This window comes from Alistipes montrealensis (assembly GCF_018362775.1).
GTDB lineage: Bacteria > Bacteroidota > Bacteroidia > Bacteroidales > Rikenellaceae > Alistipes > Alistipes montrealensis.
Genome location: NZ_JAGYXY010000003.1, coordinates 147,549 through 161,763, shown reverse-complemented (window position 1 = coordinate 161,763; position 14,215 = coordinate 147,549). Strand labels below are relative to the sequence as shown.

At 57.9% G+C, this 14,215-nt stretch carries 14 protein-coding genes; 6 read left to right on the top strand and 8 right to left on the bottom strand.

Features of this window, described 5'->3' with window-relative positions:
- Positions 1-40 precede the first annotated feature (40 nt).
- Positions 41-469, bottom strand: a complete 429-nt coding sequence (locus KG007_RS06890; protein ID WP_213347835.1) for a DoxX family protein — start codon at positions 467-469, stop codon at positions 41-43.
- Positions 470-519: 50 nt separating this feature from the next.
- On the opposite strand from KG007_RS06890, the gene KG007_RS06885 reads away from it, so the two are divergent.
- Positions 520-999, top strand: coding sequence for a low molecular weight protein-tyrosine-phosphatase (locus KG007_RS06885; RefSeq protein WP_195460509.1), 480 nt, complete (start codon positions 520-522; stop codon positions 997-999).
- Positions 1,000-1,004: 5 nt separating this feature from the next.
- Here KG007_RS06885 and KG007_RS06880 read toward each other — a convergent pair whose 3' ends face one another.
- Together KG007_RS06880 and fabG are read right to left on the bottom strand one after the other, a co-directional pair.
- Positions 1,005-1,880: a PorV/PorQ family protein gene (locus KG007_RS06880; protein ID WP_213347834.1), complete on the bottom strand. Its 876-nt coding sequence runs from the start codon at positions 1,878-1,880 to the stop codon at positions 1,005-1,007.
- A gap of 310 nt (positions 1,881-2,190) precedes the next feature.
- The gene (gene fabG / locus KG007_RS06875; protein ID WP_195460507.1) at positions 2,191-2,937 is read right to left on the bottom strand and encodes a 3-oxoacyl-[acyl-carrier-protein] reductase; all 747 of its coding nucleotides are present in this window, start codon (positions 2,935-2,937) and stop codon (positions 2,191-2,193) included.
- A gap of 146 nt (positions 2,938-3,083) precedes the next feature.
- Between fabG and glyA the strand changes: the two genes are divergently transcribed.
- The 3 genes from glyA to KG007_RS06860 are packed head-to-tail and all read left to right on the top strand — an operon-like array spanning position 3,084 to position 6,010.
- A complete protein-coding gene (gene glyA, locus KG007_RS06870; protein ID WP_195460506.1) occupies positions 3,084-4,364 on the top strand; it encodes a serine hydroxymethyltransferase in 1,281 nt (426 codons plus the stop codon).
- Position 4,365: 1 nt separating this feature from the next.
- Positions 4,366-5,046 carry a DUF2461 domain-containing protein gene (locus tag KG007_RS06865; protein WP_213347833.1) on the top strand — a complete coding sequence of 227 codons (681 nt, stop codon included), beginning with the start codon at positions 4,366-4,368 and terminating at the stop codon, positions 5,044-5,046.
- 1 nt (position 5,047) lies between these two features.
- Positions 5,048-6,010 carry an alpha/beta hydrolase family protein gene (locus tag KG007_RS06860; RefSeq protein ID WP_213347832.1) on the top strand — a complete coding sequence of 321 codons (963 nt, stop codon included), beginning with the start codon at positions 5,048-5,050 and terminating at the stop codon, positions 6,008-6,010.
- Between the two features lie 75 nt (positions 6,011-6,085).
- Here KG007_RS06860 and glmS read toward each other — a convergent pair whose 3' ends face one another.
- From glmS to glmM, 5 genes are all read right to left on the bottom strand, one after another.
- Entirely contained in the window at positions 6,086-7,930 is a 1,845-nt protein-coding gene (gene glmS, locus KG007_RS06855) for a glutamine--fructose-6-phosphate transaminase (isomerizing) (RefSeq protein WP_213347831.1), read from the bottom strand.
- A gap of 135 nt (positions 7,931-8,065) precedes the next feature.
- Positions 8,066-8,848, bottom strand: coding sequence for an inositol monophosphatase family protein (locus KG007_RS06850; RefSeq protein WP_213347830.1), 783 nt, complete (start codon positions 8,846-8,848; stop codon positions 8,066-8,068).
- Between the two features lies 1 nt (position 8,849).
- Positions 8,850-10,217, bottom strand: coding sequence for a dipeptidase (locus tag KG007_RS06845; protein WP_213347829.1), 1,368 nt, complete (start codon positions 10,215-10,217; stop codon positions 8,850-8,852).
- On the bottom strand, positions 10,218-10,664 hold the full coding sequence (locus KG007_RS06840; protein ID WP_195460495.1) for a copper resistance protein NlpE: 447 nt from the start codon (positions 10,662-10,664) through the stop codon (positions 10,218-10,220).
- Positions 10,665-10,668: 4 nt separating this feature from the next.
- The gene (gene glmM, locus KG007_RS06835) at positions 10,669-12,057 is read right to left on the bottom strand and encodes a phosphoglucosamine mutase (RefSeq protein ID WP_195460494.1); all 1,389 of its coding nucleotides are present in this window, start codon (positions 12,055-12,057) and stop codon (positions 10,669-10,671) included.
- Between the two features lie 114 nt (positions 12,058-12,171).
- Between glmM and KG007_RS06830 the strand changes: the two genes are divergently transcribed.
- Complete coding sequence (locus KG007_RS06830; protein WP_195460493.1) at positions 12,172-13,050, top strand: nucleoside phosphorylase; 879 nt, start codon at positions 12,172-12,174, stop codon at positions 13,048-13,050.
- A 33-nt stretch (positions 13,051-13,083) separates the two neighbouring features.
- Positions 13,084-14,208: a DNA polymerase III subunit beta gene (dnaN, locus tag KG007_RS06825; RefSeq protein ID WP_195460492.1), complete on the top strand. Its 1,125-nt coding sequence runs from the start codon at positions 13,084-13,086 to the stop codon at positions 14,206-14,208.
- Positions 14,209-14,215: the final 7 nt, after the last annotated feature.

Here is a 14,215-nt window from a genome sequence, read left to right as displayed (position 1 = left end):
TACGATATTTCTTCGAAGATCAAGACGAAGGGGATGGTTATTATTGTTCGATTCGTTGTTTTTTTCTGTCGGGAGGGGTAAGCGCCGCGTCGAAGGCGTAGAGCCCGCCGCCCGAAACGATCAGGAATACATAGACCCCGAGCCATGTGAATTCCAATTCCCCGGCACCGAATCCGCCCCAGGCGAATGCCAGGAGGATGCCCAGCGACATCAGGAAGGCCGACATCCGCACCCAGAGCCCCATAATGATAAGTACCGAAAGAAGTACTTCGACCACCGTGACGACGACGAATACGGCGGCGGAATTGATGTAAAGCAACGATGGATATGAATTGATTATCTCGTTGTAATTCTGTATTTTGCCGATGTTGTGAAATAACATCATGCCACCCGTGAACAGCCGCAGGTAGAGCACCGCCCAGTCCATGCACCTGTATTGTTCGATCCAGTCTGAAATTCTTTTTCTCATGCCCCCGTATCCTGCAATTTGCGTTCCGGAATTTTTCCTATCTTTGCCCTATGGATATGAAAACAAGGATTTTATTCGTCTGTTTGGGCAATATTTGCCGCTCTCCGGCCGCCGACGGTATCATGCACCGTATCGTGGAGGAAAAAGGAGTGGCCGGCAACTTCGAAATCGACTCTGCGGGAACCTACGGGGGACACCGGGGCGAACTGCCCGATTCACGCATGCGCAGTGCAGCCTCACGCCGCGGTTATGCGCTGACACACCGTTCCCGGCAGGTCCGCGAGGAGGACTTCGAACGCTTCGATATGATCGTGGCGATGGATGATATGAATTACGAGTCGCTCAACCGGCTGGCGCCGTCGCGCGAGGCCGCCCGGAAGATATTCCGCATGGCGGAGTTCTGCCGCCGTCATCCCGACCGCACGTACGTTCCCGACCCCTATTACGAGGGACACGAAGGGTTCGAGCTGGTGCTCGACATGCTGGAGGACGGCTGCGAAGGGATTCTGGAAAGTCTTTGCCGAAAATAACCGGATCAGAAATCGAGTCCGAAACTGATGCTGTACGTATTGCGCAGCAGTGTGTGTTTTTTGGCGAAGAGGTAGGCGAAATCGAGCCGCAGGTGAAGGATGCGCAGACCCGCGCCGACGGTCCAGTAGCTCGGGTAATAGTCGCGCCGTTCGCCGTAATGGTAGCCCGTACGCAGTTGCACGAGTTGCATCAGGTTGTACTCGGCGCCCAGCGACATTTGAAACCCGCGGACCTCGGCGGGCGAAAAATAGTAGCCCAGGTCGGTTCCGACCGTGATTTCGTGGGCGTCGGAAAGAAACGTATCCAGGGCGGCGCCTACCGTGAAATCCATCGGCAGGGTATATCCCGTGCTGCGCAGATAGCCGCCCAGATTCCCCAGTTTGGCTCCCGCCCGCAGCGTCGAATAGCTGCCGACATTCTCCAGCGGCAGTTGGTAAGCGGCGCTCAGGTCCACGGCCAATGCGTCGGCTGTAGCGTCCGAACGTTTCAGGTGCATGTAGCGGCCTACGAGTCCGACGGCCCATTTGTCGCCGATGCGGCGCGAATAACCCAGATCGACGGCCATGTCGTTGTTTCCGTGTCCGCGCAGGTACTGCCGCCAGCCGGCCTGCACGAGGTTGATGTTGTCGAAGCGGCAAAATCCCGATACGGCATAGTAGTCGAAGTTCTGCTGCCCGTAGTAGGACGAGGATATCTGCGACGGCGTGTTCGAGAAAATGGCCGTCGAGGAGTTGTTGTAAATGGCGTGCGAGCCGGAAAGGGTGGTCATCATCACGCCGCCCATGCCCAGCGACTTGGCGTCGGGGCTGGGGAGCGTCGCCTCCTGGGCGTATGTGTGGAGCGCGGCCAGTGCGGCCAGCAGGGTTACGAATCGTTTCATAGTTGCAAAGATAGTAAAAAGCCTGACGGGTGCAAATGCGAATCGACGCCGTTACAGCCTCAAAGATAGCAAAAAAGATGCAAGTTGCACAGGGCGACGGGCGGTTCCGGATTATCTGCGGCGGGATTTACCTTCGCTTCGTTCCGCTCCTCCGCCCGTGACTGCTGGCGGCGCAATAACAGTAAAAGAATTGCAAAAACTCCCTGACTGCAAATAAAAACGTCCGTCCAAGTAAACTTGGCGGACGCTCTTATTTTCGGCTGATGCCTGACGGCATCTTCTCTGCGATTCTTTTGCCGTCTATTGTTTTTTAGCAGTTCATCGCGCCGCAGCAGTGGATAACCTGTCCGCTGACATACGACGAAAGGTCCGAAGCGAGGAACAACGCCACCTTGGCAACGTCTTCCGGCGTACCTCCGCGGCGAAGCGGAATCTGCTTGTACCAGCCTTCCTTCACCTCGTCGGGCAGTTTGTCGGTCATCTCGGTCATGATGAAGCCCGGAGCGATGGCGTTGGCGCGGATACCGCGGGGGCCCATCTCCTTGGCGATCGACTTCGCGAGGCCGATCATACCGGCTTTCGACGCCGAATAGTTGCACTGGCCGGCGTTGCCGCTGACTCCCACCACCGACGACATGTTGATGATCGAGCCGCTCTTCTGCTTGGCCATGACGGGCGTTACGGCATGGATGAAGTTGAACGCCGACTTGAGGTTCACCGTCAGCACGGCGTCCCACTGGGCCTCCGACATGCGCATCATCAGGCCGTCCTTCGTGATTCCGGCATTGTTTACGAGGATGTCGATGCGACCGAAATCCTTCACGATCTCTTCGATGACCTTGTGCGTCTCTTCGAAGTTGGCGGCGTTCGAAGCGTAGCCCTTGGCTTTCACGCCCAGCGCTGCGATCTCGGCTTCGGTAGCCTTGCCGTTCTCGTCGATCACGAGGTCGGTGAACGCTACGTTGGCGCCTTCTTTGGCAAATTCGAGTGCAATGGCCTTGCCGATGCCGCGTGCGGCGCCGGTTACAACGGCCACTTTTCCGTCCAGTAATTTCATAATGGTTCTATTTTTTAAGGTACTATCTACCAATTTTGCAGCACAAAGATAGCAAAAAATATCTTAAACCTTTGCGCAGTACTCTAATTTCGGCATTTTTGCTTATCTTTACCAGCCATAAAAGCATTTCATAAACCCTTACTATAATGAAAAGAGATTCCCAGATTTTCGATTTGATTGCCGCCGAGCGCAGCCGTCAGATGCATGGCATCGAGCTGATCGCTTCGGAGAACTTCGTCAGCGAGCAGGTGATGGAGGCCATGGGCTCGGTACTGACCAATAAATACGCCGAGGGATATCCCGGGGCACGTTACTACGGCGGCTGCGAAGTCGTGGACAAAGTCGAGACGCTGGCCATCGAGCGCATCTGCCGTCTTTACGGCGCGGAATACGCCAACGTGCAGCCCCACTCGGGCGCGCAGGCCAACATGGCCGTTTTCTTCGCCTGCATGCAGCCGGGCGACACTTTCATGGGCCTCGACCTGTCGCACGGAGGACACCTTTCACACGGTTCGCCGGTCAACATGTCGGGTAAATATTTCGAGGCCGTAGGCTACCAGCTCGACGAGGCGACCGGTACGATCGACTACGACGCCATGGAGCGCAAAGCCCTGGAGTGCAAGCCCAAACTGATCGTCGGCGGCGCTTCGGCCTATTCGCGCGAATGGGACTACAAACGCATGCGCGAGATCGCCGACAAGGTAGGCGCTCTGCTGCTCGTGGACATGGCCCACACGGCGGGCCTGATTGCCGCCGGACTGCTGGAGAATCCCGTTAAATACGCCCATATCGTCACCTCGACGACCCACAAGACCCTGCGCGGACCGCGCGGCGGCATTATCCTGATGGGTAAGGACTTCGAAAATCCCTGGGGACAGACCACGCCGAAGGGCGCCGTGAAGATGATGTCGCAGATTCTCAATTCGGCCGTTTTCCCGGGTATTCAGGGCGGTCCGCTGGAGCATGTCATCGCTGCCAAGGCCGTCGCTTTCGGCGAAGCGCTGGAACCCGCCTACAAGGAGTACCAGGCGCAGGTGCAGAAGAACGCCGCCGCCATGGCCGCAGCCTTCGTCAAGCGCGGTTACAAGATCGTTTCGGGCGGTACGGACAACCACCTGATGCTCGTCGACCTGCGCACGAAATTCCCCGAACTGACGGGTAAGCTGGCCGAGAAGTGCCTCGTGGCAGCCGACATCACCACCAACAAGAACATGGTTCCTTTCGACAGCCGTTCGCCGTTCCAGACCTCGGGACTTCGCTTCGGTACTCCGGCCATCACGACCCGCGGCCTGAAGGAGGACAAGATGGACTACATCGTCGGGCTGATCGACCGTGTGCTGCACGATCCGGAGAACGAAGCCAATATCGCCGCCGTGCGCAAGGACGTGAACGCCCTGATGGCCGACTATCCGCTTTTCGCATGGTAATATGAAAGAGGTCATCGATTTCTTCCGCCGGCTGCACGACAACAACACCCGGGAGTGGTTCGACGCCAATCGCGCCGAATGGACCCGGGTGAAAGGGCGGTTCGCCGATTTCACCGGGCAACTGATCGAGGGCATCGCGTCGTTCGATCCCACGGTGCGCGGCCTGCGTCCGCAGGACTGCACCTACCGCATTGCCCGCGACACGCGCTTCTCGAACGACAAGACGCCCTATAAGAACTACATCGGGGCCTACATCGCTCCGAAGGGCAAGAAATCGGGTTATGCGGGCTACTATTTCCACATCGAACCCTGTGCCGACTCACTGGTGTGGTGCAACCTGCTTTCGGCGGGAGCCGTCTGCATCGAACCGACGGTTCTGCGTTCGATCCGGGAGGAGGTTCTCGACAACGGTGCGGAAATCGAGGCGGCGATCAAAAAGGCCAAAGGCTTCCGGTTGTGCGACAACAACAAGCTCAAGCGGGTTCCGACCGGGTTTCCGGCCGACAGCGAATATGCCGAGATGCTGAAGCTGAAGGATTTCTACATCGAACAGCCGATCACCGAGGAGTTCCTGCTGGCTCCCGGCCTGCTCGACCGGACCGTCGAGGAGTTCCGCCGCACGCAGCCGTTCATCGCCATTCTGAACCGTGCGATCCAGTACGCCTACGAAGAGATGAAGTAGCATGAGACGCTTGTTTCTGATCGTTGCACTGTTCCTGGCGGCTACGGCCGGGGCGCAGAATGACGGCGCCGCGCCGTGGAAAATCGAAAAGACCACCTTCGCATATGCCGTGCACGACGCCGATACGCTGCGGCTGGACCGTTATGCTGCCCTCACGCCCGACAGCCGGTTGAAACCCTGCCTGGTGTTCCTTTTCGGCGGCGGGTTCATGACCGGAACACGGGACAACCGGCGTTTCCAGCCCTTCTTCGACTATTATGCCCGCCGGGGATTTGTCGTCGTCTCGATCGACTACCGGCTGGGGATGAAGCGGGCAAAAGCGGCCGGGCTGCTCGATGAAGCCCATTTCACGCAGGCGTTGGAATCGACGCTTTCGATGGCGACCGAAGATTTGTACGACGCTACGGCCTACATCTGCGGACACATGCCGGATGTCGATCCCGCCCGGATCGTGACGTGCGGGTCGAGCGCCGGAGCCATCACGGTATTGATGGGTGAATACGGCATTTGTAACGCACATCCGATGGCGGCCGAGAAACTCAAGCAGGACTTTAACTATGCTGGGGTAATCGCTTTTGCCGGAGCTATTTGCGACATGCAAGGCGAGTTGCGCTGGACACGCAATCCCGCGCCGATAATGCTTTTTCACGGCGATGCCGACCGCAACGTTCCCTACGGTGTGGTCGGAGTCGACGGAGTGTATTTGTTCGGTTCGAAACACATTGCCGACGACCTCACGCGCCGCAAGGTTCCGCACTGGTTCTACTCGGTCGCCAATACGAACCATTCGATGGCGTGGCGTCCGATGACCGAGAACCGCAGCGAGATCGATTCGTTCCTCGAAAAACTGGTCTTCAAACGCCAGCCGCTCGTAATCGACACCTACGTCACGCCGCTCGATGTGCCGGAAGTGCCCAAGGACTTCGATATTTCCGACTACATCGACGCCAATTACGGTCACTGACCTGCTTGCCGCGACTGAAAAATCCGCAGCTTTCCGAAGAAGGCTGCGGATTTCTGTTTGTCGTCCGAACGGCGGTTACTCCACCGTCACCGACTTGGCCAGATTGCGCGGCTGGTCGACGTTGCGGCCTTTGTAAACCGCGATGTAGTAGGCCAGCAACTGCAACGGAACCGACACCACGACGGGCATCAGGCATTCGGTGATCACCGGGACTTCGATCACGAAATCGGCCGAGCGGCGCACATGCTCGTCGTTGCGGGCGATGACGGCGATGATCTTCCCGCCGCGGGCCCGAATCTCCTCGATGTTCGAGGCCGTTTTTTCGTAGGTGTGGTCCGGCGTGGCGATGGCTACGGTGGGCATCTCGGCGTCGATCAGCGCAATGGGGCCGTGCTTCATTTCGGCGGCCGGGTAGCCCTCGGCATGGATATACGAAATCTCCTTGAGTTTGAGCGCCCCTTCGAGCGCCGTAGGGTAGTTGTAGCCCCGTCCGAGGTAGATGAAATTATGGGCATAGGTGAAAATCTTCGCCAGGTCGGCGACCTGCGGGGCGACCTTCAGCACCTCCTCCATGGTCCCGGGCAGGTGCAGCAGGGCGGCCGACACCTCGTTGTAGTATTCGTCCGTAACGGTTCCCCGCTCGCGGCCCACGGCCAGCGCCAGCATGGCCATCACGGTCACCTGCCCGGTGAATGCCTTCGTCGAGGCGACGCCGATCTCCGGACCGACGTGGATGTAGGCCCCCGAATCCGTAGCGCGGGCGATCGACGACCCTACGACGTTGCAGATGCCGAAGACGAACGCCCCGGCTTTGCGGGCCAGTTCGACGGCAGCCAGCGTGTCGGCCGTCTCGCCCGACTGCGACACGGCGATTACGATGTCGTCCCCGCGGATGATCGGGTTGCGGTAACGAAACTCCGAGGCGTATTCCACCTCGACGGGAATGCGGCAGATCGATTCGATCAGGTGCTCGCCGATCAGCGAGGCGTGCCACGACGTGCCGCACGCCACGAAGACGATGCGGCGGGCGTTCACGAACTTGTCGCGGTGGTCGATCACCCCCGACAGTTTCACCTCGCAGGTGTCGGGGTTGATCCGCCCGCGGATGCAGTCGACGATGGTCCGGGGCTGCTCGTAAATCTCCTTGAGCATGAAATGGGGATAACCGCCCTTTTCGAGCTGCGAAATCGAAAGCTGGAGTTTCCGGATGTCGATCTTCGCGTCGTGGTTGTCCAGCGTAACGATCTTCAGCGGGGCGTTGCGGTTGATCACGGCGATTTCGCCGTCGCCTGCATAGACGAAATCCTGTGTGTATTCGATGATCGACGCGGCGTCGGACGAGAGGAAAAACTCGCCTTCGCCGATGCCGACGACCATCGGACTGCTCTGCCGCGCGGCGATGATCTCGTCGTGGTTACCCTTCTCGACGACGGCGATGGCATAGGCTCCGACCACCTGCTTGAGGGCCTGCCGTACGGCTTCGAGCAGCGTGCAGCCGTTTGTCGCACGGACGTATTCGATCAGGTTCACCAGCACTTCGGAGTCGGTGCTGCTGCGGAACGTATATCCGTTCTCCTCGAGCGCATCCTTCAGGACGCGATAGTTCTCGATGATGCCGTTGTGGATCAAGGCGATATTCTCCGATTCGGAATAGTGGGGATGGGCGTTGGCGTCGTTCGGGACTCCGTGCGTAGCCCAACGGGTGTGGGCGATGCCGATACTGCCGCCGAGGTCCTTCCCGTCGAGGAAGTGCTCCAGGTCGGCGACCTTGCCTTTGCATTTAAAGACGTTCAACGTACCTTGCGGGTTGACCAGCGCTACGCCGGCGCTGTCATATCCCCGGTATTCGAGGCGGTGCAGCCCCTTTATCAGAATCGGACAGGCGTCGCGCCGTCCGACATATCCAACGATTCCACACATGTGTTTTCTCTGTTTTTGTCCGGGATAAAATTAAGAAAAATTTTTAATAATCACACATGTGTAAGGGCGGGAATTTACTCCCGCCCTTTTCCGGAAACGGCTACAACGCGTATAACCGTCTGATGTTTAATGAATTTACCGAACGTATTTCCGAATCTCCCCGACGATTGTTTCATTCCCGGCGATCATCGAGATACCGCGGTCTTCGCGCAGGTCGGAAATGACGCCTCCCGCTTCCCGCAGGATCAGGTCGGCGGCGCATACGTCCCATTCGTGCAGCGCCAGTTCCCAGTAACCGTCCAGCAGTCCGGCGGCGACGCAGCAGATGTCGTAAGCCGCGGACCCCAGCCGCCGTACATCCCGTACATGGGGGATAATCCGTGCGACGTTGTCGCTGTTGTTGTCGGGGTTGACATCCTTGTCGTAGGGAAATCCCGTGGCAATGACCGACGTGGAAAGGGTCTGTTTCTGTCCGACACGGAGGCGTTCCGGCGTGCGGAGAACAGTCTCCAGATAAGCCCCGCCGCCTTTCGTCGCCGTGAAAAGCTCCTTCAGGTAAGGCGCATAGACGACACCCGCGATGGTCTCGCCCTTGTATTGGAGGGCTATCGAGACGGTAAACAACGGAAGTCCCTGGCTGTAATTGGTCGTGCCGTCGAGCGGATCGACGACCCAGCGGTAGTCGCCCAAAGCGTTGCCCCGGGAGCCGCCTTCCTCGCCCAGGATGGCGTGATCGGGGTAGCACGCCGTAATGGCCTTCGCGATATACTCCTCGCTCTCCTTGTCAGCGCGCGTAACCACGTCGTAGACATTGGATTTGGTCCGGATCGACAGGTCGTCGCCCCGGAAGTAGGAGAGTTGTATCCCGCCTGCACCCTTTGCCATCTGCACGGCAAATTCCAGGAACTCGTCGTACATACTATTCATTTTCAGCAAAATACTTGTAAAAAAGCGGAATCGTCTCCACACCCTTGTCGAACTGTTCGAGGCCGTAGCTCTCGTTCGGCGAGTGGATCGCATCTTCCGCCAGTCCGAAGCCGATCAGGAGCGACTTGATACCCAGGATCGACTCGAATCCGCTGATAATCGGAATCGAACCGCCCGAATAGAAGGGCAGCGGCTTTTTGCCGAAAGTCGCCTCGACGGCCTTCTCTGCCGCTTTGTAGGCCGGCATGTCGGTCGGGGAGACATAGGGCATGCCGCCGTGGAGCGATTTTACGACCACCTTCACGCTCTTGGGCGCAATGGCGCGGAAATGCTTTTCGAACAGCTTCGAAATCTTGCGGTAGTCCTGATTCGGCACGAGACGCATCGAAATCTTGGCCGAAGCCTTCGACGGAATGACCGTCTTGGTCCCCTCGCCCGTGTAACCGCCCCAGATGCCGTTGATGTCGAGCGACGGGCGCACACCCGTACGTTCGAGCGTCGTAAAGCCGGCTTCACCCTCCACATCGCCGATATTGAGCGACTTTTTGTAGTCCGAAAGGTTGAACGGCGCTTTGTTGAACGCCTTGCGCTCGGCGGGCGTCAACTCGCGTACGTCGTCGTAGAAACCGGGAATCGTCACCCGCCCGTTTTCGTCGACCAGGCTCGCTGCCAGCCGCGTCAGCACGTTGGCCGGGTTGGCCACAGCGCCGCCGAACAGTCCCGAATGAAGGTCCTTGTCGGGCCCCGTCACCTCGACCTCCATATATGCGAGGCCCCGCAGTCCGCAGGTGATCGACGGGGTCTGCATCGAAATCATCGAGGTGTCCGATACCAATATAATATCGGCTTTGAGCATCTTCTTGTTCTGCTCGCAGAACCTGTAGAGGCTGGGCGACCCGATCTCCTCCTCGCCTTCGAGCATGAATTTCACATTGCAGGGCAGCGAATCCGTGGCGCACATCGCCTCGAACGCCTTGGCGTGCATCCACAACTGGCCCTTGTCGTCGTCGGCACCCCGGCCCCAGATGCGGCCGTCCTTGATGACCGGTTCGAAAGGCTCCGTACGCCATTCGCTGCGCGGGTCCACGGGCATCACGTCGTAGTGGCCGTAAACCAGCACCGTTTTGGCTTTGGGGTCGACGATCTTCTCGGCGAAAACCACCGGATTGCCTTCCGTCGGAATCACTTCGCCGCGGTCGGCGCCGGCCTTCACGAGTGCTGCCGCGAGGAACTCGGCGCAACGCTGCATGTCGGGTTTATGCTCCGATTCGGCACTGATTGAAGGGATTCGGATCAGGTCGAACAACTCGCTGATGAAGCGATCTTTATGGGTCTTTATATAATCTTTTGCTTTATCCATTTATTCGGCTGTTTTTTGTAAGATGAAACTCTCTGCAAGTACGCCGGTGACGGCCTGTTTTTCGGCGTCGAGACGACGCAGACGGTTCTCTTCGACTTTATAATATTCGGGCTGCTCGCCTTCGCCGTGCGTCAGCGTCAGCAGATTTTCCCGAACCGTATAGGTTCCCTGCTCGTCGAACTCCGAATCCCGGTCGATGTATTTCAGGTGAAGGGCGTACGTGCCGTCGGGCTTGAGCGTCAGCGTCGTCTGGATACCCGGGCAGTCGGCCGCGGGCAGCGTACCCTTGTACGTACCCAGGTAGTCGAGCGAAGTCTCGGCGTTGTGCATGTCGGGAGCCGCCGCGGCGGTTTTCTGCGTGTCGGCGGCAGCCGTCTTTTTTTGTGCGTTTCCGCCGCAGGAGACCATTGCGACGGCTGCGGCGAGAATCAGTAATTTGCTTTTCATTGTCTTAAATGTTACAGATTTCCTTGATTTCGGCAATGAATCGCTGTGCCAGCGCGTCGGCTTCAGCCATCGACTTGGCTTCGGTGTAAACGCGGATGATCGGTTCGGTATTCGACTTGCGCAGGTGTACCCAATTTTCGGGGAAATCGATTTTTACGCCGTCGATATCATTCACGTTTTCACCGGAATAACGTTCCTTCACCTCACGCAGCACTTTATCTACGTCGATGGCGGGCGTCAGTTCGATTTTGTTTTTCGAAGCGAAGTACGAAGGGTAAGTTGCACGCAACTGGGTCATCGTCATGCCTTTCTTGGCAAGCCACGTCAAAAAGAGTGCCGTACCCACCAGCGCGTCGCGGCCGTAGTGGAGCTCGGGATAGATCACGCCGCCGTTGCCTTCGCCGCCGATCACGGCGCCGACCTCCTTCATCTTCGTCACGACATTGACCTCGCCGACGGCCGAGGCGTAGTATTTGCCGCCGTGGCGCTCGGTAACGTCCCGCAGGGCGCGCGACGACGAAAGGTTTGAAACCGTATTGCCGGGCTTCTCCGAAAGAATGTAATCGGCGACGGCCACCAGCGTATACTCCTCGACGAACATCGAACCGTCCTCGGAAACGAATGCCAGACGGTCTACATCGGGATCGACGACGATACCCAGGTCGGCCTTCTCGCGCACGATGACCTCCGAAATCTGGGTAAGGTTCTGCGGCAGGGGTTCGGGATTGTGGGCGAATTCGCCCGTGGGATCGCAGTTCAATTCCACGACTTCACAGCCCAGTTCGCGCAGCAGTTTGGGCATCACGATGCCGCCCACCGAGTTTACGGCGTCGACGACCACCTTGAAGCGGCGTTTGCGCACGGCCGCAATGTCCACTAACGGCAAATCCAACACCTGATGGATGTGGATTTCGTTGAAGTCCTCGCGCGACAGCACATGCCCGATGGCGTCGATGGCAGGGTAGTCGTAATCCTCCTCCTCGGACATGGCCAGCACCTGTTTGCCCTCGGCGTCGTTGAGAAACTCGCCGTCGGAGTTCAGCAGTTTCAGGGCGTTCCACTGGCGGGGATTGTGCGACGCGGTGATGATGATGCCGCCGTCGGCCTTTTTGGTGATCACGGCCATTTCTGTTCCGGGCGTGGTGCACAGCCCGACGTTGATGACATCGGCGCCACAGGCCAGAAGGGTTCCTTCCACGAGGTTCGAAACCATTTCGCCCGAAATACGGGCGTCGCGTCCTACGACTATGGTAAGTTTTTTGCCCGGACTGCGCTGGGCGATCAGACGCACGTAGGCCGTGGTGAATTTCACAACGTCGGGCGGCGTCAGGTTCTCGCCCGTGGGCCCGCCGATGGTGCCGCGGATGCCCGAGATGGATTTGATGAGTGTCATGTTGTATTCGGTTTTATGTATACTTATATTTATGAAAAATTCACCCCGATGTTTTGATATTCGAGGTAAATATATTACTTTTATGCCAATTATGGAAATTAAAAAACGACAATTATGAGAACCATTCCCGCTTCCGAATTGATTATCAACGATGACGGTTCGATTTTCCATCTGCACCTCCAACCCGGCCAATTGGCCGATACGGTGATCCTGGTAGGCGACCCCGGCCGCGTGGCCCTGGTTGCCGAATATTTCGATACGAAGGAGTGTGAAGTTGCGAACCGCGAGTTCAAAACAGTGACGGGTTCCTATAAAGGCAAACGCATGACGGTCCTCTCGACCGGCATCGGCATCGGTAACATCGACATCTGCGTCACGGAGCTGGACGCCCTGGCCAACGTCGATTTTGCCACACGGCAGGAGAAAGCCGTGAAAAAGCAGCTTACGCTGGTCCGCCTCGGCACTTCGGGGGCCATCCAGCCCGACATCGAGGTCGGCGAATTCGTCTTTTCGCGCACTTCGTGCGGCTTCGACGGCCTGCTGAGCTACTACAAAGGCCGCGACGCGGTCTGCGACCTGGGCCTCGAAGAGGCGTTCGTGAAGCATACGGGCTGGTATGAGAAGATGCCGCGTCCCTATTTCGTCAATGCCGACAAGGCGCTTTTCGAGCATTTCCGCGACGTTACGCGCGAAGGTATCACCATCGCCGCTCCGGGCTTCTATGCCCCGCAGGGCCGCTGGGTACGCCTCGAACCGCACGACGTGCACCTGAACGAAAAAATCGAGTCGTTCGACTACGAAGGACGCCGTGTCACCAACTTCGAGATGGAGGGTTCGGCCCTGGCCGGCCTGGCTGCCCTGATGGGCCACCGCGCCGCCACGATCTGCACGATCATCGCGCAGCGTATCGCGCAGGACGTGAATACCGATTACAAGCCGTTCGTACGGAAGATGATCGAAACGGCCCTCGACAAACTGGCTATTTTAAAGTAAGAAACCATAAACAGACAAAAACAGAAACAACGTATGAAATTTTCCGTATCAAGCTCGGCCCTGCTCTCGCTTCTGGCTACGACCGGCAAGGTTATCAGCAATAAAAACACGCTGCCCATCCTGGACTACTTCCTCATGGAACTCAACGGCAGTACGCTGCAGGTTACTACTTCGGACCTCGAAACGACGCTCGTCGGTTCGATCGAGGTGGACAGCGTCGAGAACGAAGGTACGATCGCCGCTCCGGCCAAACTGATGCTCGACTCGCTGAAGGAGTTCCCCGAACTGCCGCTGACCATCGAGGTCAACGACAAAAACTGGGAGATCAAGATCAACTGGAAGAGCGGATCGCTCTCGATTCCCGGAGCCAGCGCCGTAAGCTATCCCGCCGTGCCGGTGCTGAGTGCCGAGAAGAAGGAACTCCGCCTCGACGTGGACACGCTCGTGAACGGTATCAACAAGACGATTTTCGCCACGGCGGACGATGAACTCCGTCCCGTGATGAACGGCATCTATATCAACCTGGCGCCCAATGCACTCACGTTCGTGGGAACCGACGCACACAAACTCGTGAAATACGAAGCCGAGACCGAAAACGACGTAACGGCATCGTTCATCCTTCCGAAGAAGCCCGCCAACCTGTTGAAATCGGTGCTGCTCAAGGAGGACGACGCCATCGAAGTGGCGTTCGACTCGAAGAACGCCCTGTTCAAACTCAAGAGCCACACGCTCGTCTGCCGCCTGATCGAGGGCAACTACCCGAACTACAACGCCGTGATTCCGGCCAACAACCCCAACAAGGTGCTCGTGGACCGGATCGAACTGGTCAACGGCATCAAGCGTGTCGCCGTCTGCTCGAACCCCACGACGAACCTCATCCGCATGGACATCGCCGGTAACCAGATCACCCTCACGGCCCAGGACATCGACTTTTCGGTGTCGGCCAACGAGACGATTTCGTGCAGCTACGACGGGCAGGCCATTTCGATCGGCTTCAAATCGACGTTCCTCGTCGAAATCCTTTCGAACATGGACACCCCGACCGTGGTGGTGGAACTGGCCGATTCGACCCGCGCAGGCGTTTTCAAACCCATTTATGACGACAAGCAGTCGAGCGCGACGCTGATGCTGCTGATGCCGATGATGATCAACGCATAACGGCAGT